Annotated in this window: 28 protein-coding genes and 2 other annotated features; of the genes, 27 read left to right on the forward strand and 1 reads right to left on the reverse strand. The window is 42.3% G+C overall.

What is annotated here, in order from left to right:
* Nucleotides 1-21: 21 nt before the first annotated feature.
* From hemC to ysxE, 6 genes are all read left to right on the forward strand, one after another.
* Nucleotides 22-954: a hydroxymethylbilane synthase gene (gene hemC / locus AWT60_RS08335; protein WP_034279812.1), complete on the forward strand. Its 933-nt coding sequence runs from the start codon at nucleotides 22-24 to the stop codon at nucleotides 952-954.
* The gene (locus AWT60_RS08340; protein ID WP_218677120.1) at nucleotides 951-1,742 is read left to right on the forward strand and encodes a uroporphyrinogen-III synthase; all 792 of its coding nucleotides are present in this window, start codon (nucleotides 951-953) and stop codon (nucleotides 1,740-1,742) included. The genes hemC and AWT60_RS08340 overlap by 4 nt, the downstream gene beginning before the upstream one ends.
* On the forward strand, nucleotides 1,742-2,710 hold the full coding sequence (gene hemB / locus AWT60_RS08345) for a porphobilinogen synthase (protein ID WP_029706177.1): 969 nt from the start codon (nucleotides 1,742-1,744) through the stop codon (nucleotides 2,708-2,710). Before AWT60_RS08340 ends, hemB begins: the two co-directional genes overlap by 1 nt.
* Before the next feature lie 27 nt (nucleotides 2,711-2,737).
* Nucleotides 2,738-4,030, forward strand: a complete 1,293-nt coding sequence (gene hemL, locus AWT60_RS08350; protein WP_024427834.1) for a glutamate-1-semialdehyde 2,1-aminomutase — start codon at nucleotides 2,738-2,740, stop codon at nucleotides 4,028-4,030.
* 136 nt (nucleotides 4,031-4,166) lie between these two features.
* Nucleotides 4,167-5,489, forward strand: a complete 1,323-nt coding sequence (locus AWT60_RS08355; RefSeq protein ID WP_218677121.1) for a LysM peptidoglycan-binding domain-containing protein — start codon at nucleotides 4,167-4,169, stop codon at nucleotides 5,487-5,489.
* A gap of 37 nt (nucleotides 5,490-5,526) precedes the next feature.
* Nucleotides 5,527-6,558, forward strand: a complete 1,032-nt coding sequence (gene ysxE / locus AWT60_RS08360; RefSeq protein WP_034621137.1) for a spore coat protein YsxE — start codon at nucleotides 5,527-5,529, stop codon at nucleotides 6,556-6,558.
* Nucleotides 6,559-6,609: 51 nt separating this feature from the next.
* Here the strand turns inward: ysxE and AWT60_RS08365 are convergent, their stop codons facing one another.
* On the reverse strand, nucleotides 6,610-6,798 hold the full coding sequence (locus tag AWT60_RS08365) for a hypothetical protein (protein ID WP_003216497.1): 189 nt from the start codon (nucleotides 6,796-6,798) through the stop codon (nucleotides 6,610-6,612).
* A 168-nt stretch (nucleotides 6,799-6,966) separates the two neighbouring features.
* Nucleotides 6,967-7,196: a binding site (T-box leader), on the forward strand.
* 59 nt (nucleotides 7,197-7,255) lie between these two features.
* On the opposite strand from AWT60_RS08365, the gene AWT60_RS08370 reads away from it, so the two are divergent.
* From AWT60_RS08370 to pheA, 21 genes are all read left to right on the forward strand, one after another.
* The gene (locus tag AWT60_RS08370; RefSeq protein WP_073206700.1) at nucleotides 7,256-9,898 is read left to right on the forward strand and encodes a valine--tRNA ligase; all 2,643 of its coding nucleotides are present in this window, start codon (nucleotides 7,256-7,258) and stop codon (nucleotides 9,896-9,898) included.
* A gap of 65 nt (nucleotides 9,899-9,963) precedes the next feature.
* Entirely contained in the window at nucleotides 9,964-11,268 is a 1,305-nt protein-coding gene (locus AWT60_RS08375) for a bifunctional folylpolyglutamate synthase/dihydrofolate synthase (protein ID WP_218677122.1), read from the forward strand.
* A 394-nt stretch (nucleotides 11,269-11,662) separates the two neighbouring features.
* Nucleotides 11,663-11,860: a DUF3951 domain-containing protein gene (locus AWT60_RS08380; RefSeq protein WP_087975929.1), complete on the forward strand. Its 198-nt coding sequence runs from the start codon at nucleotides 11,663-11,665 to the stop codon at nucleotides 11,858-11,860.
* 438 nt (nucleotides 11,861-12,298) lie between these two features.
* Nucleotides 12,299-13,030, forward strand: a complete 732-nt coding sequence (locus AWT60_RS08385) for a prepilin peptidase (RefSeq protein ID WP_087975704.1) — start codon at nucleotides 12,299-12,301, stop codon at nucleotides 13,028-13,030.
* A 157-nt stretch (nucleotides 13,031-13,187) separates the two neighbouring features.
* On the forward strand, nucleotides 13,188-14,204 hold the full coding sequence (locus AWT60_RS08390; RefSeq protein ID WP_226014647.1) for an SPOR domain-containing protein: 1,017 nt from the start codon (nucleotides 13,188-13,190) through the stop codon (nucleotides 14,202-14,204).
* Nucleotides 14,205-14,381: 177 nt separating this feature from the next.
* The gene (locus AWT60_RS08395) at nucleotides 14,382-14,951 is read left to right on the forward strand and encodes a Maf family protein (protein WP_024423165.1); all 570 of its coding nucleotides are present in this window, start codon (nucleotides 14,382-14,384) and stop codon (nucleotides 14,949-14,951) included.
* Nucleotides 14,952-14,998: 47 nt separating this feature from the next.
* Nucleotides 14,999-15,673, forward strand: a complete 675-nt coding sequence (gene radC / locus AWT60_RS08400; protein ID WP_172400649.1) for a RadC family protein — start codon at nucleotides 14,999-15,001, stop codon at nucleotides 15,671-15,673.
* Between the two features lie 89 nt (nucleotides 15,674-15,762).
* Complete coding sequence (locus tag AWT60_RS08405; RefSeq protein ID WP_007501538.1) at nucleotides 15,763-16,782, forward strand: rod shape-determining protein; 1,020 nt, start codon at nucleotides 15,763-15,765, stop codon at nucleotides 16,780-16,782.
* 27 nt (nucleotides 16,783-16,809) lie between these two features.
* The gene (gene mreC / locus AWT60_RS08410; protein ID WP_024423163.1) at nucleotides 16,810-17,709 is read left to right on the forward strand and encodes a rod shape-determining protein MreC; all 900 of its coding nucleotides are present in this window, start codon (nucleotides 16,810-16,812) and stop codon (nucleotides 17,707-17,709) included.
* Nucleotides 17,706-18,224 (forward strand): rod shape-determining protein MreD, encoded by a 519-nt coding sequence (gene mreD, locus AWT60_RS08415; protein ID WP_024423162.1) that lies wholly within the window; start codon nucleotides 17,706-17,708, stop codon nucleotides 18,222-18,224. The genes mreC and mreD overlap by 4 nt, the downstream gene beginning before the upstream one ends.
* Nucleotides 18,225-18,278: 54 nt before the next feature.
* On the forward strand, nucleotides 18,279-18,962 hold the full coding sequence (gene minC / locus AWT60_RS08420; RefSeq protein ID WP_039180377.1) for a septum site-determining protein MinC: 684 nt from the start codon (nucleotides 18,279-18,281) through the stop codon (nucleotides 18,960-18,962).
* A gap of 2 nt (nucleotides 18,963-18,964) precedes the next feature.
* Nucleotides 18,965-19,768, forward strand: coding sequence for a septum site-determining protein MinD (gene minD, locus AWT60_RS08425; RefSeq protein ID WP_017358134.1), 804 nt, complete (start codon nucleotides 18,965-18,967; stop codon nucleotides 19,766-19,768).
* A gap of 218 nt (nucleotides 19,769-19,986) precedes the next feature.
* Nucleotides 19,987-20,778 (forward strand): M23 family metallopeptidase, encoded by a 792-nt coding sequence (locus tag AWT60_RS08430; protein ID WP_218677123.1) that lies wholly within the window; start codon nucleotides 19,987-19,989, stop codon nucleotides 20,776-20,778.
* Nucleotides 20,771-21,640 (forward strand): M50 family metallopeptidase, encoded by an 870-nt coding sequence (locus tag AWT60_RS08435; protein WP_218677124.1) that lies wholly within the window; start codon nucleotides 20,771-20,773, stop codon nucleotides 21,638-21,640. The genes AWT60_RS08430 and AWT60_RS08435 overlap by 8 nt, the downstream gene beginning before the upstream one ends.
* Nucleotides 21,641-21,706: 66 nt before the next feature.
* Nucleotides 21,707-21,779, forward strand: a sequence feature (ribosomal protein L21 leader region).
* A gap of 12 nt (nucleotides 21,780-21,791) precedes the next feature.
* Nucleotides 21,792-22,100: a 50S ribosomal protein L21 gene (rplU, locus tag AWT60_RS08440; protein ID WP_003216781.1), complete on the forward strand. Its 309-nt coding sequence runs from the start codon at nucleotides 21,792-21,794 to the stop codon at nucleotides 22,098-22,100.
* Between the two features lie 14 nt (nucleotides 22,101-22,114).
* Nucleotides 22,115-22,453, forward strand: coding sequence for a ribosomal-processing cysteine protease Prp (locus AWT60_RS08445; protein ID WP_034279847.1), 339 nt, complete (start codon nucleotides 22,115-22,117; stop codon nucleotides 22,451-22,453).
* 12 nt (nucleotides 22,454-22,465) lie between these two features.
* A complete protein-coding gene (gene rpmA, locus AWT60_RS08450) occupies nucleotides 22,466-22,750 on the forward strand; it encodes a 50S ribosomal protein L27 (protein WP_003216586.1) in 285 nt (94 codons plus the stop codon).
* 257 nt (nucleotides 22,751-23,007) lie between these two features.
* On the forward strand, nucleotides 23,008-23,601 hold the full coding sequence (locus AWT60_RS08455) for a sporulation initiation phosphotransferase B (protein WP_024423157.1): 594 nt from the start codon (nucleotides 23,008-23,010) through the stop codon (nucleotides 23,599-23,601).
* Nucleotides 23,602-23,622: 21 nt separating this feature from the next.
* Nucleotides 23,623-24,909, forward strand: coding sequence for a GTPase ObgE (obgE, locus tag AWT60_RS08460; protein ID WP_218677125.1), 1,287 nt, complete (start codon nucleotides 23,623-23,625; stop codon nucleotides 24,907-24,909).
* A gap of 55 nt (nucleotides 24,910-24,964) precedes the next feature.
* Nucleotides 24,965-25,408, forward strand: coding sequence for an ACT domain-containing protein (locus tag AWT60_RS08465; RefSeq protein WP_008342790.1), 444 nt, complete (start codon nucleotides 24,965-24,967; stop codon nucleotides 25,406-25,408).
* Between the two features lie 18 nt (nucleotides 25,409-25,426).
* Nucleotides 25,427-26,305 (forward strand): prephenate dehydratase, encoded by an 879-nt coding sequence (pheA, locus tag AWT60_RS08470; protein WP_024423155.1) that lies wholly within the window; start codon nucleotides 25,427-25,429, stop codon nucleotides 26,303-26,305.
* The last annotated feature ends 3 nt before the right edge of the window (nucleotides 26,306-26,308 follow it).

Raw genomic sequence — 26,308 nt, forward strand, 5'->3', positions numbered from 1 at the left:
CATTGTCGGGAGGAAGACGTATTGCGTACAATTAAAGTAGGTTCTAGACGAAGTAAGCTGGCAATTACACAAACAAAATGGGTCATTCAAAAGCTGTCTGAACTAAACCCTTCTTATTCTTTTGAAATAAAAGAAATTGTAACAAAGGGTGATCAAATTTTAGATGTGACTTTATCTAAGGTTGGCGGAAAAGGACTGTTTGTTAAAGAGATCGAGCAGGCGATGCTGAATCATGACATCGATATGGCGGTGCACAGCATGAAGGATATGCCGGCTGCTCTTCCAGAAGGTTTAGTTATTGGCTGTATTCCTGAGCGTGAAGATGTGCGGGATGCCCTTATTTCGAAGGATCATCTAAGTCTCAGCGAACTGCCTAAGGGCGCAATTGTGGGAACAAGCAGCTTACGGCGCAGCGCCCAGCTTCTTCAGGAAAGACCAGATCTTGAGATTAAATGGATTCGAGGAAACATTGATACAAGATTGGAAAAGCTGAAAAATGAAGAGTATGATGCCATTATTCTAGCGGCTGCCGGTCTGTCCAGAATGGGATGGAGCAAAGAGGTCGTATCGGAATTTTTATCTCCTGAGACTTGCCTTCCTGCCGTTGGACAAGGCGCGCTATCGATTGAGTGCCGCGGGGATGATGAAGAACTGTTGCAGCTTCTCGCCCAATTTACGAATGAATATACGAAGAAAACGGTCCTTGCAGAAAGAGCCTTCCTCAAACAAATGGATGGAAGCTGTCAGGTGCCGATCGCTGGCTATGCAACGATGAATGAGCATAATGAAATTGAATTAACAGGTCTTGTTGCATCTGCCGATGGGCACACGATTATTCGAGAAACCGTCACAGGCACTGACCCTGAAGCCATTGGAACAGCGTGTGCGAAGCAGATGGCCGATAAGGGAGCAAAGGATTTGATTGACAAGGTGAAAAAGGATCTGTCTCAATGAGCATAGGCAAATCGCTTCACGGACAGACGGTGCTTGTCACTCGAAATGAACGTCAAGCGGGCGTGTTTCAGCAAAAGATCGAAGCGCTGAACGGCCATGCGGTTTTAACCTCTCTTATTCGGTTTGAGCCTACGCTCACAAAAGAAAAAGCGCAGGCCTTTTTAAAGGACTTAGAAAATTGCCATTGGCTTGTTTTCACGAGTGTGAATGGTGCGTCTTTTTTTCTCAACTACATAAAAGACCATCATTTACATAAGGCCTTAACCCATTTGAAAGTGGCTGCTGTAGGAGAGAAAACCTCTGCCTACCTTGAACAGCACGGCTTAAAGGTGGATGTGGTGCCAGAACGATTTATAGCGGAGGAACTGGCAGATGCATTACTTGACCATGTACGCCCAGGAGAGCGTGTGTTTGTTGCAAAAGGGCATCTGTCACGAGATGTGGTGAAAGAGACCCTCATTCCGCTCGGCATAGAGGTAAAAGAATGGATTTTATATGAAACAGTCAAGGATGAGGAAGGAATTGCTGCTCTCAAATCAGCAATGACAAAGCAATCATTTGATTTTATTACATTTACGAGCTCATCCACTGTTCATTCTTTTATGCATGTGATGGAACAAGACGCAGCGAAGCTTGCTGCATCTGACACCTGTTTTGTGACGATCGGTCCTCTGACAAAAGAGGCACTGCTTCAATACGGGATTTCTTCTGAAACCCCAGATACTTATACGATAGACGGAATGCTTGATTTAATGTGCCGTTTATCTGAAAGGAAGTTGAACCATTGATGAAATTTAATAGACACCGCAGATTGCGGACAAGCGCAGGAATGAGAGAATTAGTCAGAGAAACCTTTTTAAGACCATCTGATTTCATTTACCCGATCTTTTTTGTAGAGGGAGAAAATGTCCGAAAAGAAGTCTCTTCAATGCCGGGTGTATATCACATTTCTGTAGACCTCGTGAAAGAAGAAGTCCAAGAGCTTGTTGATCTTGGCATTAAATCGATCATTGTATTTGGTGTGCCGGATCATAAAGATCATGTAGGCAGTGAGGCGTATCACGATCATGGCATTGTTCAAAGAGCAACGCTTGAAATCAAAAAGCATTTCCCAGAGCTCGTGGTCATTGCAGACACTTGCTTATGCCAATATACAGATCACGGACACTGCGGAATCGTTGAAGATGGAGAAATTTTAAATGATGAATCTCTTCAGCTATTAGCGAAAACTGCTGTCAGCCAAGCGCGTGCAGGTGCAGATATCATCGCGCCTTCAAATATGATGGACGGATTTGTTGTTGCCATTCGTGAGGCGCTTGATGAAGCAGGCTTTATTCATGTACCTGTCATGTCATATGCGGTGAAATATGCAAGTGCTTTTTACGGTCCGTTCCGTGATGCGGCACATAGTACACCACAGTTTGGAGATCGTAAAACATATCAAATGGACCCTGCAAACCGTTTAGAAGCACTAAGAGAAGCGCAATCTGATGTAGAAGAGGGAGCTGACTTCTTGATTGTCAAACCATCTCTTTCTTACTTAGACATTATGCGTGATGTGAAAAATGAATTTACACTCCCTGTTGTTGCTTATAATGTGAGCGGAGAGTATGCGATGGTGAAAGCCGCCGCTCAAAATGGCTGGATTTCTGAAAAAGAGCTTGTTCTTGAAATGCTGACAAGCATGAAACGTGCAGGAGCAGAACTCATCATTACGTATCATGCAAAAGATGCAGCAAAATGGCTCTCAGAATAAAGAACGGATAGACAGGAGGACGTTGAAATGGGACGTAGCTATGAAAAATCAAAGCAAGCATTTGAAGAAGCACAGCAATTAATGCCTGGTGGTGTCAACAGCCCTGTGCGTGCATTTAAATCAGTCAACACAGACCCGATTTTTATGGAACGAGGCAAAGGCGCCAAGATCTATGATATTGATGGAAATGAATACATCGATTATGTCTTATCATGGGGACCGCTTATTTTAGGACATACGAATGATCGTGTCGTTGAAAGCATTCAGCGAGTAGCGGAAAATGGGACAAGCTTCGGTGCTTCTACGTTAGTTGAAAATGAATTAGCTAAACTTGTATCAGAACGGGTTCCTTCCATCGAAGTTATTCGCATGGTCAGCTCTGGTACAGAGGCGACGATGAGTGCACTTCGTCTAGCTCGTGGTTTTACAGGCAGAAATAAAATTGTGAAATTTGAAGGCTGCTATCATGGCCACGGTGATTCTTTGCTCATTAAAGCTGGTTCTGGAGTAGCAACGCTTGGACTGCCGGATAGTCCTGGTGTTCCTGAAGGGACTGCAAGTAACACAATCACAGTACCGTACAATGATTTAGAAAGTATTCAAGTTGCTTTTCAAGAATTCGGAGATGATATCGCTGGTGTTATTGTAGAGCCGGTCGCAGGAAATATGGGGGTTGTCCCTCCGCAAGAAGGTTTCTTGCAAGGACTAAGAGACATCACGGAGCAATACGGATCATTGCTTATTTTTGATGAGGTCATGACAGGCTTCCGTGTGGATTATCACTGCGCGCAAGGCTATTTTGGCATCACACCTGATCTGACGTGCCTTGGTAAAGTGATTGGAGGCGGTCTTCCAGTCGGTGCTTATGGCGGAAGAGCGGATATTATGAGACAAATTGCGCCAAGCGGTCCAATTTATCAAGCAGGAACGTTATCTGGTAACCCTCTTGCGATGACAGCAGGCTTAGAAACCCTAAAACAGCTGACACCTGAGTCTTATGAAGAATTTAAACGAAAAGGTGATCGTTTAGAAGAAGGCATTTCGAAAGCGGCAAAAGCATACGGAATTCCATTAACGTTTAACCGTGCGGGTTCCATGATCGGATTCTTCTTTACAAATGAAGAAGTGATCAATTATGACAAAGCGAAAACAGCTGATCTTGCTTTATTCGCTGAATTTTACAAGGAAATGGCCGATCACGGCATCTTCCTCCCGCCTTCTCAATTTGAAGGACTATTCCTGTCAACAGCTCATACAGACGAAGACATCGAATATACGATTGAGACAGTGGAAAAGGTTTTTCAAAAACTACGTCGATAAAACAAAAGGCCGATATGGAGACATATCGGCTTTTTTGCATTAGAGAAAACCAATCATATTTTCACTTCCTCCCTCATACAACTGTATTGACATCTAATTTTATTTTTTAAGGATTAGATGAAAGGAGGACACCGACTTGTCTCAAAACAATCGATTACAGTTTTCGGTAGAAGAATCCATTTATTTTAAAAGCGGACAGGAAGTCAGTGAGCTGCTGTCAATTTCTCTCGACCCTGACATTCTCGTTCAAGAAGTGAATGATTATGTTTCTATTAGAGGTTCACTCGAGCTAACAGGAGAATACAACATAAATCAAGAGGAGCTATTGGGTGAATTGAGTTCCTTTCCAACATACAGGGAAGCAGATGAGGTAAAGGTCAGAGAAGACGGAACGGCGGAGCTTTTGCATCAATTTCCAGTCGATATCACCATTCCGAAGAACAAAATTAGTCATTTAAATGATGTGTTTGTGTTTATTGATGCGTTTGATTACCAGCTGACAGAGAATCGTTTGCTCACCATTCAGGCTGATTTAGCCATTGAGGGCTTGTTAGACGAGGAAACGCCTCCGGCGCCTGTAGAGGAGCCGTATGAATTTGTCCATCGTCCTGAAGTGGATTTTGGCGATATGGCCTACGATTATCAATTGCAGCCGGAACAAGAAGAACAAGAAGAGCTGCAAGACGAAGAACGTGAGCGCGATGAGGATCAGCCTGTATTCCAACATGACACGCGCGCGGAGCAAGAGGAACAGGAAGTGCAGGAAGTACAAGAAGAAGAGGAAGAAGAAATTGAGATAGAATTGGTGAACAGGGAAGTAGAGGAAGCGTCCGACGAACCTGAAGAATTAGAAGAACCTGAAGAGCCAGAACAGCCGGAACAGCCGAATAATCAAGAAGAAGCTGTGGCGCTTGGTTATCGATCCATCCCTGAAGCTCAGGTGCAGGAACCGCCATTTTTTGAACCGCCAAAGCTATTAGAAGAAGAGGAGCGGGAAGAGCCGTTCTTTGAAGTGGAAGTAAGAAAGGATCCGGAAGCTGCTGAAGAGCAGGAAGAAACGGTACAGTCGTATCCGGCTTTTGAATCACCTGCTGATCAAGTGGAGCCTGAGCATGAGGCGCACGATGATGAATATCAGCTCGGGCGGTTATATGAACGGGAAGCACCTAAAATATATGAGTCAGCTCAAGAAGAAGAGGAGCTTGAAGAAGACGTGAGAGAAACGTCTGGCAGTGAGAACTCTCTTTATTTAACAAAGCTGTTCGCTAAGCAGGAGGAGGAAGATTTTTCCCGCATGAAAATATGTATAGTTCAGCAAGAAGATACGGTCGATCGTATTTGTGAGAGATATCAGTTGAATGTGCAGCAGCTTCTTCGCACAAACTCATTATCGATTGATGCGGAGCTTGAGGAAGGGCAGATTCTTTATATTCCTGAATATCAAAAAAGCAATGCATAGCAAGCGATGACTGACCGAGAAAATGTGGTGAGTGAACGTGGATGAAATCCAATCTGTCTTATACGAATACGGACTTGAGGCTGAATATATTGAACCTGTCAGTCCTGCTGTCATCAAGGTATATACAAAGCAGGGTGTATTTGCTCTAAAGCGAGTAAAAGCCAGCCGGCATATGCAATTTACAGAACAAATGCTTGAACTGGAATCAAAGGGCTATCGCTCCTTTGTGCCGATTTATCGGACAACGAGCGGTTCCTTTTTCTCAAGTCATCGAGAAAGCCAGTATGCATACTATCTGATGCCGTGGCTGACGAATGAAAAGAGAGAAGAGCAGGACGATAAGCACGAATATTTATTTCAAGAGATTGCAAGACTTCATAAGCGGACTGAAGTCATGATGGATATCACAGAGCAAGAGATAGAAGCACATTACACACAAATCAAGACCAAATGGGAAACAGAGAAAGACATGTATGAACGATTCATAGAGCGGGCAGAACAAACGTGGTATATGTCGCCATTTGAGCTGGCCGCTGCTATGTATTTTTCAGAGGCGATGTCTGCCAGTGAATTTGCGCTTGAACGTTTAGAAGATTGGCATGAAGAAATGAAAGACAAAGAGACAACGCGTGTTGTGCTAAATCATGGGCAGCTATCGATCCATCACTTTTTGTATAATGATGTAGGGACAGGACATTTCACCAATTTCGAGCGGTCTAAAAAAGCCTCCCCCATTTATGATCTTCTGACCTTTTACTTTCGGACTTTTAAAACCTATCCTACGTCTTGTCCTGAATGTACTTCTTTGTTTTATACGTATCAAAAAGGAAACCCTCTTCGAGAGGAAGAACTGCATTTGTTCCTAAGCTACCTCGCTTATCCGCAAGGGCTGTTTGATACAGTAAAAGCCTATGAAGCAGGCGGGCAGGATGAAATGGAAAGCTGCCAGCAGCTGTTAAGAGCGTATTGGCAGATGAAAAATTCTGAGCCGACCGTCATGAAAATTCACGAAATTGAGCAGGCTAGACGGCTTGAAGAAGAACAAAGTGCCTCGTCATCGGCGGAATGACGAGGTTATGCTTCGTTGGCTTTATATGGGCAGGTACATAATGATGAGTTTTTAAAACCAATCAAGATGAAAGGCACAGGCGAGAAAAATAAGAATACCTAGAATGAGGACGTCAAATGTCGTAGGGAAAATGATCGTACGAAATCCTTGAAATATAGCAATCGGGAGAACGACTTGGGAAGCAACTGCCCGAATTTGTCTCAGCCAGGGGGGAAGTGTGTAAGGATTGATCTTCTTCAAATCAAACGCCCTCCTTCTTCATTTTGTTATTATCATATGGGCAAAAGGGCGAAGGGTGCCTGCCCAATTTGTATAAAGAAGAAGAAAAGCGGAAAAGATGATTGACGAAAACAAAAGGCATTTAGTAATATTAATAAAAGATGAGTATGTGCTGATGAACGTGATATATCGTAAGCGTGGATCAGGAAGAGTACGAGCAAGACCCTAAAGAGAGGGAAGCCAAGAGCTGAAAGGTTTCCTAGGATGTACTTGTTTGGAAGGTCGCCTGTGAGCTTAATTTCTTGAATGAACAAGTAGAGAAATTCGGGAGAACCCCGTTATCCTTTAGAGTGTATGGGACACGTGTATGTGTCTCGTGAAAAAAGGTGGTACCGCGAAAAAGCTTTTTCGTCCTTTTATAAGGATGGAAAGGCTTTTTTTATGTTTCATCAGCCGAAAAAATGTGGAGGTTACACAAATGGGAACAAATAATCAAGAAATGCCAACAAAGTACGATCCAAATGCGATTGAAAAAGACCGCTATACGTACTGGCTTGAAGGGAAATTCTTCGAAGCACAAAATGACAAAACGAAAGATCCATATACAGTCGTCATTCCTCCACCAAACGTGACAGGAAAACTGCACCTTGGGCATGCATGGGATTCTACACTCCAAGACATCGTGACACGTATGAAACGGATGCAGGGGTATGACGTTCTTTGGCTTCCAGGTATGGACCATGCCGGTATTGCGACTCAAGCAAAAGTCGAGGCAAAGCTTCGCGAAGAAGGCGTTAGCCGGTATGACCTTGGCCGGGAGAAATTTGTGGAAGAAACGTGGAAGTGGAAAGAAGAATATGCAGATTTTATTCGCAGCCAGTGGGCGAAAATGGGACTTGGCCTCGATTACTCCCGTGAACGTTTTACTTTAGATGAAGGTCTGAATAAAGCCGTTCGCCAAGTGTTTGTTCAATTGTATGAAAAAGGGCTTATCTATCGCGGAGAGTACATCATTAACTGGGATCCAGCAACGAAAACGGCACTTTCTGATATTGAAGTGATTTATAAGGATGTTCAAGGTGCGTTTTATCACTTGAGATATCCGCTTTCAGATGGAACAGGTTCAATTGAAATTGCAACAACAAGACCTGAAACAATGCTGGGGGATACAGCCGTAGCCGTACACCCTGATGACGAACGCTATCAGCATTTGATTGGAAAAACAGTGGTTTTACCAATTACAGGCCGTGAAATCCCAATCGTCGGTGATGACTATGTCGATATGGAGTTTGGCTCAGGTGCTGTGAAAATTACACCTGCTCATGATCCGAATGACTTTGAGCTTGGAAACCGCCATGGGCTAGAGCGTATTCTTGTCATGAATGAAGATGGCACAATGAATGCGAATGCCTTGAAATACAAAGGAATGGACCGTTTCGAATGCCGCAAACAGCTTGTGAAGGATTTACAAGAGGAAGGCATATTGTTCAAAATTGAAGACCACATGCATTCAGTTGGTCATAGTGAGCGAAGTGGAGCTGTCGTTGAACCGTATTTATCGACACAATGGTTTGTGAAAATGCAGCCGCTGGCAGACGAAGCTATTCATCTGCAAAAAGGGGACGACCAAGTTCAATTTGTTCCAGACCGATTTGAAAAGACATATTTACATTGGATGGAAAATATCCGTGACTGGTGTATTTCTCGTCAGCTATGGTGGGGACACCGCATTCCGGCTTGGTATCATAAAGAAACGAAAGAAGTATACGTTGGACTTGAAGCACCAGAAGATATTGAGAACTGGGAACAGGATAACGATGTACTTGATACATGGTTTAGTTCAGCGCTGTGGCCGTTTTCTACAATGGGCTGGCCGGATGCAGACAGTGAAGACTTCAAGCGCTACTATCCAACCAATCTGCTTGTAACAGGCTATGACATCATTTTCTTCTGGGTATCCCGCATGATCTTCCAAGGTCTTGAATTCACAGGAGAAAAACCGTTTAAAGATGTCCTCATTCATGGGCTCATCCGCGACGAACAAGGACGTAAAATGAGTAAGTCGCTTGGCAACGGAATTGATCCAATGGAGGTCATCGACAAATACGGTGCGGATTCATTAAGATATTTCTTAGCGACTGGAAGCTCACCAGGCCAGGATCTTCGTTTTAGCTTTGAAAAGGTTGAATCCACTTGGAACTTTGCGAACAAAATTTGGAACGCATCCCGTTTTGCTTTAATGAATATGGATGGTTTAACGTATGATGAGCTTGATTTATCAGGAGAAAAATCAGTTGCTGATCAATGGATTTTAACACGCTTAAATGAAACAATTGAAAGTGTCACACAGCTTGCTGACAAGTATGAATTCGGTGAAGTGGGCAGACATTTATACAACTTCATTTGGGATGATTTCTGTGATTGGTACATTGAAATGGCGAAGCTTCCGCTTTATGGTGAAGACGAAGCAGCAAAGAAAACGACTCGTTCGATCCTTGCGTATGTATTAGATCAAACAATGAGACTTTTACATCCGTTTATGCCGTTCTTAACAGAAGAAATCTGGCAGCATCTACCGCATGAAGGTGAGTCTATTACTGTAGCGGCATGGCCTGAAGTGAAGCCGGAGCTTTCCAACGAACAAGCTTCTGCTGATATGAAGCTGCTTGTTGAACTCATTCGTTCTGTTCGTAACATTCGCAGTGAAGTGAACACGCCAATGAGCAAACAAGTTGAGCTTTACATTAAAGCATCTACGTCTGATGTTCAGGAACGTTTAGAGAAAAATCGTTCATATATTGAGCGATTCACGAACCCAAGTGTTCTTGAAATTGGCACAGATGTCCCAGCTAGTGATAAAGCGATGACGGCTGTCATTTCTGGAGCAGAACTCATTCTGCCGCTTGAAGGCTTAATCAACTTAGATGAAGAAATTGCTCGTCTGCAAAAAGAGCTTGATAAACTGACAAAAGAAGTGGAACGAGTTCAGAAAAAGCTTGGCAATGAAGGCTTTATGAAAAAAGCGCCTGAAAGTGTCGTAGAAGAAGAGCGTGCGAAAGAACGTGATTATGTCGCAAAACGCGAAGCTGTTCAAAAGCGTATTGAAGAGCTGAAAGCATAAGAGTGAAAAGACGGCTCCTAATGAAATGGAGTCGTCTTTTTTGAAAATTTCGTATGAAATGAGAGATGACATTGTTTACAACCTACCATGAAGCGATTGAGTGGATTCACAGCAGACTGGCCTTTGGCGTAAAACCGGGTCTTGAACGAATGAAATGGCTGATGAACAGACTAGGAAATCCGGAACAAAGCATAAAAGCAGTACATGTTGCAGGTACAAATGGCAAAGGATCAACCATTGCGTTCACACGTTCTGTTTTACAGGAAGCCGGCTATTCAGTCGGAACCTTCACCTCTCCGTTTATACTAACGTTCAATGAAAGAATCAGCGTGAACGGAGCGCCTATAGAGGATGAAGAATGGCTGAGTTTGGTGAATGAAATCAAGCCTTTTGTTGATGAATTAGATCAAACAGAGCTTGGCGCAGCAACAGAATTTGAAATCATTACAGCATGTGCATTTGCTTATTTTGCTCATGTGCACCAAGTAGACTTTGTCCTCTTGGAAACAGGGCTTGGCGGAAGGCTTGATTCTACAAATATTGCTGTGCCAATCTTAACAGCGATTACGTCGATTGGTCATGATCATATGGCCATTTTAGGTGACACACTTGAACAGATTGCAGCTGAAAAAGCGGGTATTATCAAAGAGGGTATTCCAATGATTACGGCAGTCCACCAGCCAGAAGCTCTTGCTGTCATTCAAAACACAGCAAAAGAAAAGAATGCCGAATGTATTTCCTTACAAGATACTTGCAGCTTTGATGAGCAGCAGCCGACAGAAACAGGTGAACGTTTCACGTTACGCACATCAAAAAGGCAGTATCCTCAGCTTGAAACAGGATTAATTGGAACGCATCAAAGGCAAAATGCTTCCCTTGCTGTTTTACTCATTGAATGGCTGGAGCAAGAAGGCTATATTAGCGTGACAAAAAAGCAAATATATGAAGGCATTCGGCAGGCAGTTTGGGCTGGGAGGTTTGAAAAGGTCAAAGATCATCCTCCAGTGTATTTAGACGGCGCACATAATGAAGAAGGGATCGACCGTTTAATTGAAACCGTACAAGCTCATTTTTCTAGTAAACAGGTGCATATATGTTTTAGTGCTTTAAAAGATAAGCCGTACAAGAAAATGATTCAAAAGCTTGAAGCTGTAAGTTCTTCTATCCATTTTGTTTCATTTGATTTTCCAAGAGCCGAATCAGCTGAAAAGCTTTATGTATGCAGTCATTTAGAAGCAAAGTCGTATGATGATGACCCTCGTACAGTGCTTGAGTTCATTCAGAAAAAAAGTGATGATCCTTCAGCGGTGATTCTTGTGACAGGCTCTCTTTATTTTATTTCAGATATACGAAATCGTATTTTAAGGTAATCAAAAGACGCAATTGCTTTTATGCAATGTGCGTCTTTTTTTTTTGAAATGTAAAAGAGCGGGTTTAATAGGTACTCAAGTTGAAGCTGATGACGGGAAGGAATTCTATATGGAGTGAACATATTTTATTCGATGCCCATCCCTTCTTATTCCCTCTATGAAGGTTTATGGGATATTTTTAATCAAATTTCACTTCAAGTAATGACTGCTGCTCTTTGGAATGGATTATCTTAGGGTTAATGTAACTTTATAGTACAATGGATAAAAAGGTGTATCGCGTAGTATTAATTTATAAATTAACAGATTGTAATTTAATTTTTAAAACGCTTTCCCTCAATTTTCACCTGAAAGGAGGAATAACTTGTTTATCATCAGTGGAGTACTTCTTTCTTTTATGTTATTAATAGTTGTTTTAATAGTTATAATCCTTTTTAAACGAATTATTTTAGGAAAAAGCATAGGTGTTTACTATACGCCCTTTGACAATATTACTGGAAACACCAGTATTGAATTTCATGAAGAGCAAAATGAAGAAGAAAATGAAGACGATCAAGGTGATGATAAGGATAAAAATAATGGGAAAAGATTCTAACCGCTATTAAATAATGAATTACTTAATAGTGATGGAAGTGTAGTTGAGATAATATATAGTGTTAATTTTAGTGCTCTTCTTACAAAACGGGCGTAAAATAATTGCTTATACAGATTAAGTATATGGAGATTTTATAAAGGACGGGTAAACTTCTATCTTGTGCTTTTCCTTGTTAGGATATCTGCTTTATTATCTTGTCATATTTGATCAGAAATTTATGAGTTTGAAGGAAAAGGTTTAGGGTATTTGTAACACTTTTTCTCGGATATCAGAAATCGTTTTTTAAGGCAATCAAAAGACGCAATTTCTTCTATGTAATGTGCGTCTTTTTTCTTTTGAAATGTAAAAGAGGAGGGGAATCACATTTTCATTAGGTGTTCAAGGTGAATCGCTATGGTACAATCCGGGATATTCTATTTCCGGAAGGGGTTACTGAATATGATTGGCATTTTTGTGTTTCTTGCAGGCATCACCATGGGGTCGTTCTTTCATCTAGTTGGTGAGAGGCTGCCACTGAAGCGGTCTATTCTTTTTCCTCGTTCTCACTGCACAGCCTGTAAACAGCCGCTTTCCTTGCGTGAGATGATCCCGCTAATTTCGTATGCATTATTGAGGGGGACTTGTAAACATTGCGGCACACGGCTGTCTTTGCTATATCCACTGGTTGAGCTGCTGTCAGGTAGTCTTTTTTTGCTCATATATAGAATCGCTGGTATTTCGTTTGAAGGTCTTTTTCTTGTGATTCTTTGTAGTTTATTTGTGATTGCTGTCGTGAGCGATCTCCTTTATATGAGGGTGCCAAACGAGCTGTTTCTCTTCTTTTTTCCTCTTTTCGTCATATACCGCACGCTTGAACCTCTTCTTATTTGGTGGGAAGGAGCGGCTTCGCTTCTTTTTTGCTTTCTCTTGTTTTATAGTTTAGATCGTTTCAAGCCAAATAGCATGGGTGGAGCTGATATGAAGCTGTTCGGTGTGCTTGCATTTTGCTTTGGCTTAAAGCCATTCCTTCTCATTCTTTTCCTCTCGTGTATCACTGGAATCGTCTATGCGAAGGTTTTTTCTTTTCGATTAGATGAGCCATTTCCCTTTGTTCCTGCGATCTCTTTTTCTTTTTGGCTGTATCTCTATGGAGCTCATGTCATGCTCCCGTTCGCCGGGTCGATCGGTTGAAAAAATTGGCGAACACTTTTTTTCCCTGCCGACAAAAGTCTTGTTCTTTTTTTTATCCGCTATGTTAAAGTGTGAAACAGAAAGAAGGACGGGTTACATTCGCGCTGATTCATTGGACAAAAAGGTCTTTCTTACAAACAATGTCAGAAAGCGGGGAATGACAGTGAAAAAAAGGCAGGCAAAAAAACAAGGGTTAAAAGTCAATATTAATGGCAAAGAAGAAATGCTTCATGAAGATGACCACCAGCCGCCAAAACAGCAAGAGGATGATCAAGTGACGTTTTCGAATTGGGAGGAAAAAAGGCAGGCAGAACAGGAGACAGCTGCATCTGAGGAAGAACCGGCTAAACCGAAAGAAGAAGATTTCCAGTGGGATGATGCAGCTGATCATATCTATCATTCTGACCCAAAGGTCGTCACACCTTATCAAAAGAAAAAAGGTTCCTTTGAAAACAAGTTCGGTAAAAACCGCGGCCCGTTTAAGAGAGTGATGACAACGATTGTGTTTGCAGTGGTTCTTGGGACAGGCCTTGGTGTGTTTGCACTTAGCTTAAGTCAAGATGGTACTCAGAATCCATCAGGGGGAGATATCAGCGTTTCAGCATCCGGAAATCAATCATCAATGAAAGCAGGCGGTGATGCGCCGCCAGCAGATACTGCTGATGATTCAAAAGAGAATAAGGATGAAAAAAGCGCCTCTGGCAGTTTTTCAACCTATGTTGTACAGGCTGGAAAGTTTTCCTCTGAAAAAGGAGCAGATGAATTAGTTGGCAGTTTAAAAGAAGCAGGATATGCGGGGAAAAAGGTCTCGATGGATGATGGCTATTATGTCATTGCCGGGCTTGCGACAGAACAGGGCATGACAAGTGCTGTTGGGAAGAAGCTGATTGATCAGCACTTTGAGGCGTGGGGAGGCAAGGAGCTCTCATTTCAAGTACCGGAGGAGCTGACTAGTTTAATAGAAAAGGCATCTGTTTTATCCTCTAAGGTCATTGCAGGGGATGATGTGGATCAAAAGGACGTTGCGCAGCTGATCTCTGAGCTTGAAAGTGCCAAAACAACGGACGCACCAGCTAAAAGCAGTTTGCTGAAAGCGGTGCAGCTGTTAAATGAACCTACTGCTGAAAACGGATGGAAATCTCAGCAGGCACTGCTTGATCAATTAAATACGTAAAATCATATTTTAAGAAACCAAACTAGTCAAAAAATGACTAGTTTTTTTCTTTTGCATCCAACATAATGATGATGGAACATGAAAAATGAATTTTCGTAAATTGTCGGTAAGATGTACATTTGATAGGATGAATGGGTATCTTACTTCTTAGGCTAAACCCTGAAAGGATGAACAAACATGAACCAATTGATTCTCGCATCTCAATCCCCTAGAAGAAAAGAATTGCTTGATCTAGCAGGGTTTTCTTATGACATTCAAGCAAGTCAATTAAAAGAAGAAATAAATCGAAACTTTTCTCCTGCAGAGAACGTCCAATGGTTGGCAGAACAAAAAGCAAGTGATATTCAAAGATTATATCCCGAAGCTGTGATTATTGGTGCAGATACGATTGTTGCAATTGACGGCAAATGTCTTGGGAAACCAAAAGACAAGGAAGAAGCGGCCTCAATGCTTCAATTATTGTCAGGAAAGACACATCAAGTCTTGACGGGTGTCACGATTCAGTCAGAGAATAGAAAAGAAACATTTTATGAACAGACAGAAGTGACGTTTTGGACACTTACGCAAAATGAAATAGACCGTTATATCGAAACGGGAGAACCGCTTGATAAAGCGGGAAGCTATGGCATTCAAGGAAAAGGCGCACTGTTTGTTCAAAAAATAGATGGTGATTATTTTTCCGTTGTCGGTCTCCCTATTGCCAAAACAGTTAGAGTGCTCGAAACATTTGGAATCACCCCTTTTTGATGACAGGAAGGAATCTAAAAGGAGTGGGCATCATGAACGATTTCCCTATGTTGCTAAAGCATTTTCCTCAAGATGAAAAGCCGAGAGAACGATTTATGAAATATGGTCCCGGCAGTCTGTCAAACCATGAACTTGTTGCGATTCTTTTAAGGACAGGTACAAAAAAGGAATCAGTTCTCCAAATTTCCGCAAGACTTCTGCAAACATTTGGCGGTCTTCGCTCTGTAAGAGAAGCCTCAATTGAAGAAATGTCGAAGATTCGAGGAGTTGGAAAGGCGAAGGCGGTCTCTCTATTAGCTGCTTTAGAACTCGGCACTAGATTACACCATCAAACGACGGACAACCGCTATGTGATCCGTACACCAGAGGATGGGGCAAACTTTGTGATGGAAGATATGAGGTTTTTACAACAGGAAAATTTCGTTTGTCTTTATCTCAATACTAAAAATCAAGTCCTTCATAAACATACCGTGTTTATTGGAAGTTTGAACTCATCCATCGTTCACCCGCGTGAAATTTTCAAAGAGGCCTTTAAACGGTCCGCTGCTTCATTTATATGTGTGCACAACCATCCATCTGGAGATCCGACGCCGAGCAGGGAAGATATTGAAGTCACACAGCGACTTTTTGAATGTGGAAAGCTGATTGGAATACAGCTGCTTGATCATCTTGTCATAGGTGATCAAAAATTTGTGAGTTTGAAGGAAAAAGGGTATTTGTAACACTTTTTTTTTCAATGTTTTACGATATAATAGAGTTTATGAGTTTTTCCCTAAGGGAATTTTGGTTTAAGAAAGGAAGATACATACATATGTTTGGAATTGGTACAAAAGACCTTGGAATAGATCTTGGAACAGCGAATACGCTTGTTTTTATTAAAGGAAAAGGCATTGTTGTGAGAGAACCTTCGGTCGTAGCCTTGGAAACTGATACGAAGTCTATAGTGGCAGTCGGAAATGATGCTAGAAACATGATTGGCCGTACACCTGGTAATGTTGTGGCACTACGCCCAATGAAAGACGGAGTCATTGCAGATTACGAGACGACAGCAACAATGATGAAATATTACATTAATCAAGCATTAAAAGGCAAAGGGCTTTTTGCTCGTAAACCTTACGTCATGGTATGTGTACCATCTGGTATTACAGCTGTAGAAGAGCGTGCAGTCATTGATGCAACAAGACAAGCTGGTGCACGTGACGCATACCCGATTGAAGAGCCATTTGCTGCGGCAATCGGTGCTAACCTGCCTGTATGGGAGCCAACAGGAAGTATGGTTGTGGACATTGGCGGCGGTACAACAGAGGTAGCGATTATTTCTCTTGGCGGCATTGTGACATCACAATCAATCCGCGTAGCAGGAGATGAAATGGATGATGCGATCAGCAGCTACATCCGTAAAACGTATAACCTAATGATCGGTGATCGTACGTCAGAAGCGATTAAAATGGAAATCGGTTCTGCGCAGCCTGATGTACATGATGAGATGGACATTCGCGGCCGTGACCTTTTAACAGGTCTGCCAAAAACAATCTCTATTACGGCAGAAGAGATTGCAAAAGCGCTTCGCGATACGGTGGAAACAATTGTCGATGCAGTGAAAATGACTCTTGAAAAAACCCCGCCTGAGCTCGCAGCAGATATTATGGACCGCGGAATTGTTTTAACAGGAGGCGGTGCATTGCTTCGTAATCTTGACAAAGTCATTAGTGATGAAACGAAAATGCCAGTCATTATTGCAGAAGACCCGCTTGACTGTGTGGCAATCGGAACAGGGAAAGCACTAGAACATATTCATTTGTTCAAAGGAAAATCAAAAGATAATCGATAATCGGTCGTAATTAAAGAGGTGTAAGACATGCCGCAGTTTTTTATGAATAAAAGATTAATGTTGCTCCTTGTCTGTGTCATCGTACTGGTGGCCATGATTGGTTTTTCAGTGAAAAGCGGCAGAGGTGCTTCATGGCCGGAAAAATTAGTGGGGGATACGACAGGCTTTTTTCAAGGTGTCTTTCATAAACCATCACAATTTATTGCCGGTATTTATGGGAACGTACAAGATTTAAAGAACACATATGATGAAAACGAGCGTCTTCGAAAAAAACTTGATGGACAAACTCAATATGAGGCGAAACTTCAAGAACTAGAAGATGAGAACAAAAAGCTTCGCAAACAGCTTGGCTATGTGAACTCTATTCGTGACTACACGCCAATTCTATCAACTGTTATCGCAAGAAACCCTTCACTTTGGGATAGCTTTGTGATGATTGATAAAGGGAAAAAACAAGGCGTGGAAAAAGATATGGCAGTCACAAATGAGAGTGGCGCATTAATTGGGAAGATTGAAAGTGATAAGCTCAACAATTTTACTTCGACTGTAAGATTGCTAAGCTCTACTGACCAAAATAATAGAATTTCAACGAAAATTTTTGCGAAAAAGGGCAAAGAAGAACTCAATGGAATCATTAACGGTTATGACAGCAAGAAAAAAATGCTGACTATGAATATTCTGAAATCCGATGCAGATGGGGATGTCAAAAAAGGAGATCTTGTTGAAACATCTGGAGCAGGGGGCGTATTCCCGCAAGGCTTAACGATTGGTAAGGTAAGTGAAATCGAGCCAGACCATTACGGCCTGACAAAGATCATTTACGTAGAACCAGCGGCTGAACTCAACAATTTAGACCGCGTGATTGTGGTGAATCGCAGCACAAGTACAGCAGATGCATCTGAATTGACGAAGGAGGAAGGCTCGTGAAACGTGTCCTTCTTGCTTTCGTCATGTTATTTATCTTCGTATTTGACAGCATTTTTGTTGATTTAGTGAAGCTCCCATTTGTTTCAGAGAATCAAATTTTAGCTCCTCATTTCATTTTACTCGCACTTGTATTTATGACTGCTTTTGTGAATCAAAAATATGGTGTGATTTACGGATTTATCTTTGGACTTTTATATGATATTTCATATACAGGCATACTTGGTGTTCATATGTTTGGCTTTGGGGCGCTTTGCTATTTGCTAGCAAAAGCCTTTAAAGTTCTGCAAACGAATATGTTAGTCGTTGTCTTTCTGTCGATTATTGCTGTTTCCGTGATGGAGTTTTATGTATACGGCGTTCAAGCGACAATTCAACCAGGGATTATGCCGTTTAATACGTATGTCATCGAACGCTTTATTCCAACGATTCTTTTAAATACTGCTGCGTCTCTCATACTTGTTGTGCCGTTTAGGCTCTTTTTCACCCACGTGAAACAAGGACTGATCGACGAATAAAAGCAGGAGTTTGTCCAATTACGGCGAAATGAGTATGTTGTTGAGGTGAGCATCTTGAAAACTCAAAAACAGCAATATGTGACGATAAAAGGTACAAAAAACGGATTAACATTACAGTTAAATGATGACTGTTCGTTTGATGACCTTCTTTCCGGCTTGCGAGAGGTTCTATTACTTGAGCAATATACAGATGGAAGAGAAGGACATAAGGTCAATGTGCATATTAAGCTTGGTTTTCGGTATTTAACAGAGGATCAGGAGACACGTTTGACTGAAGCGGTGTCTGAAAATGAACATCTCGTTATCCACTCCATTGAAAGTGACGTCATGTCAACTGAAGAGGCGAGACGATTAAAAGCAGAGGCTGAAATTACTTCTGTAGCAAAAATTGTACGCTCTGGACAGGTGCTATATGTCGAAGGAGATCTTTTATTAATAGGAGATGTCAATCCTGGCGGAACGATTCGCGCTGGGGGAAATATTTTTGTGCTTGGCGCATTAAAAGGTGTGGCGCATGCTGGATGTAATGGCAACAAACAGGCTGTTATTGCGGCATCTCATATGATTCCAACACAGCTTCGCATCGCACAAGTTTTTAACCGTGCACCAGACCAAAAAGAAGATGGAAATGAAATGGAATGTGCTTATTTAGATATAGATGGCAATATGATCATTGAACGCCTGCAGCAATTGGCTCATATAAGACCTAATCTGACAAGGCTTGAGGGAGGAATGTGAAATTGGGCGAGGCTATTGTGATTACCTCAGGAAAAGGCGGCGTTGGCAAAACAACAACATCTGCAAACTTAGGCACAGCACTAGCAATTCAAGGGAAAAAAGTGTGTCTAGTTGATACCGATATCGGCCTTCGGAATCTGGATGTCGTGATGGGGCTAGAAAACCGCATTATTTATGATCTAGTCGATGTAGTAGAAGGAAGATGCAAAATTCATCAAGCGCTTGTAAAAGATAAGCGTTTCGAGGATCTTTTGTATCTTTTACCTGCTGCTCAAACAAGTGATAAAACGGCTGTAGAGCCGGAACAGATCAAAGAATTAATTCAATCATTGAAACAAGACTTTGATTATGTTGTCATTGACTGCCCTGCTGGAATTGAGCAAGGCTTTAAAAATGCTGTATCCGGTGCAGACAAGGCCATTGTCGTGACGACGCCTGAAATCTCAGCTGTGAGAGATGCGGACCGAATCATCGGTTTGTTAGAACAAGAAGATATCGAACCGCCTCGTTTGATTGTCAATCGTATTCGTACACACATGGCGAAAAATGGCGATTCAATGGATGTAGATGAAGTGGTACATCATTTATCAATTGATCTACTTGGCATCGTAGCAGATGATGATGATGTGATTAAGGCTTCAAACAATGGTGAACCGATTGTTATGGATGCTAAAAACAAAGTATCGATTGCCTATCGCAATATTGCCCGCCGCGTACTAGGCGAATCTGTTCCGCTTCAATCTTTTGAAGAAGAAAACAAGGGAATGTTTGCAAAGCTCAAAGCATTTTTTGGTGTAAGAGCATAATCACTGAACTGTGATAGAAAACCTTTGCAGTCTAGGAAAGACGGCTGCCTTTGCGAAGCGAATTTGACATTCGTGAGCACCGGAGCGCAGACTGACACTGAATGCGAGTGTTTCTCTGCACGCTGAGACCGATTCGATGAGAATCGGTCTTTTTGTTGCATATCAGATGGGGTTGTCACATAAAATGTACAAACTGTTTGTATGTAAAGGGTGATCTCATGAAAAGAGTGGACGAGTACCGAAAGAAAATCGCGCAGCGCCGCAAAACGATGCAGCCAGCTGCTCCCCCTAAGAAGACGGCTTTCAAGAAAAAAGAAGATATCCCGCCATGGGTTATGCTGACAGAGGAAGAAAAACATTCTGGCTCGACCTCCTATGAACCGGCGTCCCATCAGCCAAAGAAATATCGTCATCCCTTATTTAACCCGAATACCTTTGTGCTTAAATGCTTATTATCAGCGTCCCTTGTCTTGATTGCAGCCATTTCATTTAAAGGTCAGACAGGTCCGTTTCAGCAGCTGAAGCCGATGATTACTCAGACTTTTGAGCAAGATTTTCAATTTGCTGCTGCTAACCGCTGGTTTGAAAAAACAGTTGGACATCCGCTGGCCTTTTTAACAGAGAAAAAAGATGGCCAAAAGGACGTACAAGCGAATCAAGAACTAGCTGTTCCTGCCTCTGGTAAAGTGCAGGAATCCTTTACGCAAAATGGCGCAGGGGTCAAAGTGGAGACATCCGCTGAAGCAATAGATAGTATGAAGGAAGGCTACGTGGTCGAGGTGAAAAAGCAAAGCGATACAGGGCTTACCGTTGTGGTGCAGCATGCAGATAACAGCTATAGCTGGTACGGTCAATTAAAGAAAGCCGATGTGGCCTTATACGATTTTGTTGATAAGGGTGAAAAAATTGGCCAGATTTCGCTTGATGATCAAGGGAAGGGCACGTATTACTTTGCCATTAAGCAAAATGAACAATTTATCGATCCTATTCAGGTGATGACCTTTGAATAGATGGCTGCTCATGCTGACGAAAATTCACATCCATCCGCTGCTGTGGATTGTGATGGCGTTTGCGATTCTGTCAGGTCAAATCAAGCCGCTGCTTTGTCTGCTCGTGATTGTCTGTGTCCATGAACTTGGACATGCAGCGGCTGCCTGCTATTATCATTGGCGCATTCGGCGGATTTTTTTACTGCCATTTGGCGGAACGGTGGAAGTAGAGGAACATGGGAACCGTCCGTTAAAAGAAGAGCTGGCGGTCATTTTGTGCGGGCCGCTTCAGCATGTACCGCTCCAGCTCATGGCATGGCTTTTCATGGAGGCTTCTCTTATCTCGCATGACGTCTTTACGATGTTTACCTTTTATAATATGGCGATTTTCCTTGTGAATCTTTTGCCCATTTGGCCGCTAGATGGCGGAAAATTATTCTTTTTGCTCTTATCCGTTTTTTACCCTTTCCAACGTGCACATGCCCTAGCAATAAAAGGCTCACTTGTCTTTTTCGGCCTATTGACAGGAGGGTTACTTTTGTTTGCACCGCTGCAATTCAATGGCTGGGTGATGCTTACTTTTTTAGCTTATTCACTCGTGATGGAGCACAGGCAGCGGCATTACGTCAGGGTTCGCTTTTTACTAGAACGGTATTACGGTAAAAAAGAGCAAAAGGTAGAAAAACTGATTCCGCTGAGGGCAAGTGCAGAGGAAAAAGTTTACGAAGTGATGGCCCGATTTCAAAGGGGTTGCAAGCATCCGATTATTATTGAAAGAGATGGCGTGAAGATGAGCCAGCTTGATGAAAATGAACTGCTCCATGCGTATTTTTCAGATCGCAGAACCACCTCCTCAATGGAAGAGCTTCTTTTACCATACTAATGGTGAAAATACATTGACATTCTGCGTCTAGTTTGATATATTTTTTAATGTTATGGATATGTAGCACCCGTGCTACAACCGCGCGGAGCAGGTGTAAAGTGCCTATGGCCCCCTGTATTCGGCGAGTCTGAGTTTATTAGGAGGTGCAGAGATGTACGCAATTATCGAAACTGGTGGTAAACAAGTAAAAGTTGAAGAAGGTCAAACTGTTTATGTTGAAAAACTAGCTGCTGAAGCAGGTGAAACAGTAACTTTCGAAAACGTATTGTTTGTCGGCGGAGACACTGTCAAAGTGGGTAACCCTTCAGTTGCTGGAGCAACAGTAACGGCTAAAGTTGAAAAACAAGGTCGCGGTAAGAAAATTACTGTGTTCAAGTACAAACCGAAGAAAAACAACCACAAGAAACAAGGTCATCGTCAACCTTACACTAAAGTTGTTATCGAAAAAATCAACGCTTAAGGCGTGTGAGTGATATGATCAAAGCAACCATTACTCGGTCATCAGCAGATGAAAGCATTACGTCTTTTCAGATGACTGGACATGCCGAGTTTGCTGAAAAAGGTCAGGATCTCGTTTGTGCAGGTGTATCTGCTGTTGTTTTCGGCTCAGTCAATTCAATTATTGCACTGACAGGACTGGACCCACTGCTTGATATTGGTGAAGAAGGCGGCTACTTCTCTTTTGAACTGCCGGCTGATACAGATCCAGTATCCTTTGAAAAAGCCCAGCTGCTTTTAGAAGGCATGGTCGTTTCCTTAGAGACAATTGAACGAGATTATCACGATTATGTGAGAATATCAACAAAAAAATAGGAGGTGAACTTCATGCTTAGATTAGATCTTCAATTTTTCGCATCTAAAAAAGGGGTAGGTTCTACAAAGAACGGACGTGACTCTGAGTCTAAACGTTTAGGCGCTAAACGTGCTGATGGTCAATTCGTAACTGGTGGTTCTATCCTTTATCGTCAACGTGGAACGAAAATCTATCCAGGTGAAAACGTTGGACGCGGAGGCGACGACACTCTTTTCGCTAAAATCGACGGAACGGTTAAATTCGAACGTTTCGGTCGTGACCGTAAAAAAGTGAGCGTATATCCTGCGGCACAATAATTGCTAAAAACTCCGGTCATTGACTGGAGTTTTTTTCACTTTTTACAAGCAGTACCGAAGATGATAAAAGAAGATGCACTCCATAAATATCAAAGAACGTTTGCTGACTTTGCCTCATTTTCTCCTATACGATCAGAAAAAACAACCTTTCCTCACATAACTAGTGTTTTTCTATGCTGTCTTCTCTGTTATAATTCAGGGAGACATATTGATGATAAGACTCCTAAAAGAGAGACCAAACGATTGGGAGTGCGATAATGGAAGAGATACCAAGTAAAGAAAATGAAAAATTAACTCACGTTGCATTAACAAATGAATTGATCTATCTGCTCAGTCGTTCAAGACACGACTGGATGAATAAATTACAGCTGATCAAAGGCAACTTGACATTAGAAAAATATGACCGCGTGTTTGAAATTATAGAAGAAATGGTCATTGAAGCACAGCATGAATCCAAACTCTCAAATTTAAAAATTCCCCAATTGGCCTATTACTTTCTAACATTTAATTGGGAGTCGCATTTTATCACCTTAGAATATGAAGTGCTGGGTGAAACCCGAGACTTATCAGCATATGAATCGCAGCTGCTAACGGTATCACAGGAGTTGTTTTCGATATTCGATCAATCAGTTTGCCAAAAAACTGAAAATCATTTAACGGTCACTTTCCAAACAGATCATGAAGAAAATGATGTGATCTTATATTTTGATTTCAAAGGAAAATTAACAAGTTTGGATGCGTTAAATGCGTTTCATGACGCAAACTATCCATGTATGAGTATAACGCAATTTCATGTGACGCCTCATGAGTCCATGATTGAGCTTTGTTTGAGGCAAGAACGAGATATGTGATGCAGAGAAACGGAGGAAGTTATGTTTGTAGATCAGGTTAAAGTGTATGTTAAAGGCGGTGACGGCGGAAACGGTATGGTGGCGTTCCGTCGTGAAAAATATGTACCAAAGGGCGGCCCAGCAGGCGGCGACGGCGGAAATGGTGCAGATGTTGTATTTGAAGTAGACGAAGGACTTAGAACGTTAATGGACTTTCGTTATAAGCGCCATTTCAAGGCTGAACGCGGCGAGCACGGAATGAGTAAAAACCAGCATGGCCGAAATGCGGAAGAAATGATTGTCAAAGTTCCGCCGGGTACGGTTGTGACAGATGCAGAGACGGAACAAGTACTAGCTGACTTGACAGAGCATGGGCAGCGGGCTGTAATTGCCAAAGGCGGACGTGGCGGACGTGGGAATTCACGCTTCGCAACACCAGCAAACCCTGCACCACAGCTGTCTGAAAACGGTGAACCAGGTAAAGAACGTGACGTCATCTTAGAATTAAAAGTACTTGCAGATGTTGGACTTGTTGGTTTCCCAAGTGTCGGGAAGTCAACGCTGCTCTCGATTGTCTCTTCTGCGAAACCAAAAATTGCGGATTATCATTTTACAACGCTTGTGCCGAACCTCGGAGTTGTTGAAACAGACGATAACCGAAGCTTTGTTATGGCGGATCTGCCAGGACTAATCGAAGGAGCGCACGAAGGCGTTGGCTTAGGTCATCAATTTTTACGTCATATTGAGCGTACACGTGTCATTGTCCATGTCATTGATATGTCTGGACTTGAAGGTCGTGACCCATACGAAGACTACGTGACGATTAATGAAGAGCTTGAGCAGTACAATATGAGATTGACAGAGCGTCCGCAAATCATTGTTGCGAACAAAATGGACATGCCAGATGCAGCTGACAATCTAGAGGCATTTAAAGAAAAATTAACGGATGACTATAAAGTGTTCCCGATTAGTGCGATCACAAGAGAAGGGCTTCGTGAGCTCTTATTTGAAATCGCCAATCAGCTTGAAACAACACCGGAATTCCCGCTCTATAATGAAGAGGAGCTGTCGGATAACCGCGTGATGTACAGATTTGATGAGGGTGATGCACCATTTGAGATCTCTAGAGATCCTGATGGCACATTTGTCTTAACGGGTAAAGCACTTGAGCGTCTGTTTAAGATGACAGACTTCTCAAGAGATGAATCTGTTAAACGATTCTCTAGACAGCTGCGCGGAATGGGTGTCGATGATGCCTTGCGTGAGCGCGGTGCAAAAGATGGCGACATCATTCGTCTGCTTGAATTTGAATTCGAATTTATCGATTGATCAAAAGGAGGGTCCAGTCCATGGGCTCTCCCGTTTTTAAAAGGGGAGAAAACAGGTGAAAGAAGAAACGTTCTATTTAGTAAGAGAGGATGTACTTCCAGATGCGATGCGAAAAACGCTTGAAGTCAAAAAGCTTCTCGATCGCAAAAAAGCGGATTCAGTTGCCGATGCTGTTCAAAAAGCGGATTTAAGCCGCAGTGCTTTTTATAAATACCGAGATGCTGTTTTTCCATTTTATACAATGGTGAAAGAGCAGATCATCACATTGTTTTTCCACCTTGAGGACCGGTCTGGGGCTTTATCAAGACTGCTTCAAATTGTGGCTGACTCTGGCTGTAATGTGTTATCCATTCACCAAACGATTCCGCTGCAAGGAAGAGCGAATGTCACCTTATCAATTAGTACAGCTGGTATGGCAGATGATATCAACACCGTCATGAATCAATTAAGAAAGCTTGAATTTGTCGAAAAAGTCGAAATTCTAGGTTCTGGGGCGTAAAAGGAGAGATCATAGCAGATGAAGCAATTAACTGTAGGTTATTTTGGACCAGAGGCAACATTTACTCATTTGGCCGTATGCTCTTGTTTTCCAAAAGATGCGGTGCAGCGTGCCTATGCAACGATTCCGCAATGTATGGATGCTGTGTCAAAGGGCGAAGTCGATTTGGCGGTCGTTCCACTTGAAAATGCACTCGAAGGATCTGTGAACTTAACGATTGATTATTTAATTCATGAAGAAGCGCTGTCCATTGTGGGGGAGATGACAGCACCAATTCGGCAGCATTTGCTTGTCCACCCATCAAGAGCGGAGAGCTGGGAGACGTTAGATGTCATTCAATCGCATCCTCACGCGATTGCCCAGTGTCATCAATTTCTGAAAAAGCAGTACCCTCATATTCCTCATCGGCCAGTGGAATCAACAGGCTATGCAGCAAAATACATCAGTGAGCATCCAGATGAAGCTGTCGGGGCTATTGCCAATGAAATTGCCGCAAAAACGTATGGTTTGACGATAGCAAAAAAAGACATTCATGATTATCCGCACAATCATACACGCTTTGTGATTTTACATAAAGATCCTAACGCATCGTTCCCAATGAATTCTGGTTTCTCATCAAAGCCAAAAACGACCATTGTGGTCAGTCTGCCTAAGGATGACCAATCAGGCGCATTGCACCGCGTGCTGTCTGCTTTTTCTTGGCGGAATCTCAACTTGTCAAAAATTGAATCTCGTCCGACAAAAACAGGTCTTGGACATTATTTATTTATTATTGATATTGAAAAAGAAATGGATGATGTCCTCGTCCCTGGTGCGATTCAAGAATTAGAAGCGATTGGCTGTGAGGTCAAGCTGCTCGGCAGCTATCAAACATATGAATTAACGAATGAAAAATAGTGT

The organism is Bacillus sp. F2HM, from assembly GCF_019266135.1.
Lineage (GTDB): Bacteria > Bacillota > Bacilli > Bacillales > Bacillaceae > Bacillus > Bacillus safensis.

What these genes read in the sequence shown, in the direction of transcription:
- AWT60_RS08390 (WP_226014647.1), top strand. Translation starts at nt 13,188, where the DNA reads ATGACAGTGAAAAAAAGGCAGGCAAAAAAACAAGGGTTAAAAGTCAAT.
- hemL (WP_024427834.1), top strand. Translation starts at nt 2,738, where the DNA reads ATGGGACGTAGCTATGAAAAATCAAAGCAAGCATTTGAAGAAGCACAG.
- rplU (WP_003216781.1), top strand. Translation starts at nt 21,792, where the DNA reads ATGTACGCAATTATCGAAACTGGTGGTAAACAAGTAAAAGTTGAAGAA.
- mreC (WP_024423163.1), top strand. Translation starts at nt 16,810, where the DNA reads ATGCCGCAGTTTTTTATGAATAAAAGATTAATGTTGCTCCTTGTCTGT.
- AWT60_RS08370 (WP_073206700.1), top strand. Translation starts at nt 7,256, where the DNA reads ATGGGAACAAATAATCAAGAAATGCCAACAAAGTACGATCCAAATGCG.
- AWT60_RS08445 (WP_034279847.1), top strand. Translation starts at nt 22,115, where the DNA reads ATGATCAAAGCAACCATTACTCGGTCATCAGCAGATGAAAGCATTACG.
- AWT60_RS08430 (WP_218677123.1), top strand. Translation starts at nt 19,987, where the DNA reads ATGAAAAGAGTGGACGAGTACCGAAAGAAAATCGCGCAGCGCCGCAAA.
- AWT60_RS08375 (WP_218677122.1), top strand. Translation starts at nt 9,964, where the DNA reads ATGACATTGTTTACAACCTACCATGAAGCGATTGAGTGGATTCACAGC.
- hemB (WP_029706177.1), top strand. Translation starts at nt 1,742, where the DNA reads ATGAAATTTAATAGACACCGCAGATTGCGGACAAGCGCAGGAATGAGA.
- AWT60_RS08405 (WP_007501538.1), top strand. Translation starts at nt 15,763, where the DNA reads ATGTTTGGAATTGGTACAAAAGACCTTGGAATAGATCTTGGAACAGCG.
- AWT60_RS08395 (WP_024423165.1), top strand. Translation starts at nt 14,382, where the DNA reads ATGAACCAATTGATTCTCGCATCTCAATCCCCTAGAAGAAAAGAATTG.
- AWT60_RS08455 (WP_024423157.1), top strand. Translation starts at nt 23,008, where the DNA reads ATGGAAGAGATACCAAGTAAAGAAAATGAAAAATTAACTCACGTTGCA.
- AWT60_RS08385 (WP_087975704.1), top strand. Translation starts at nt 12,299, where the DNA reads ATGATTGGCATTTTTGTGTTTCTTGCAGGCATCACCATGGGGTCGTTC.
- radC (WP_172400649.1), top strand. Translation starts at nt 14,999, where the DNA reads ATGTTGCTAAAGCATTTTCCTCAAGATGAAAAGCCGAGAGAACGATTT.
- pheA (WP_024423155.1), top strand. Translation starts at nt 25,427, where the DNA reads ATGAAGCAATTAACTGTAGGTTATTTTGGACCAGAGGCAACATTTACT.
- AWT60_RS08340 (WP_218677120.1), top strand. Translation starts at nt 951, where the DNA reads ATGAGCATAGGCAAATCGCTTCACGGACAGACGGTGCTTGTCACTCGA.
- rpmA (WP_003216586.1), top strand. Translation starts at nt 22,466, where the DNA reads ATGCTTAGATTAGATCTTCAATTTTTCGCATCTAAAAAAGGGGTAGGT.
- AWT60_RS08380 (WP_087975929.1), top strand. Translation starts at nt 11,663, where the DNA reads ATGTTATTAATAGTTGTTTTAATAGTTATAATCCTTTTTAAACGAATT.
- obgE (WP_218677125.1), top strand. Translation starts at nt 23,623, where the DNA reads ATGTTTGTAGATCAGGTTAAAGTGTATGTTAAAGGCGGTGACGGCGGA.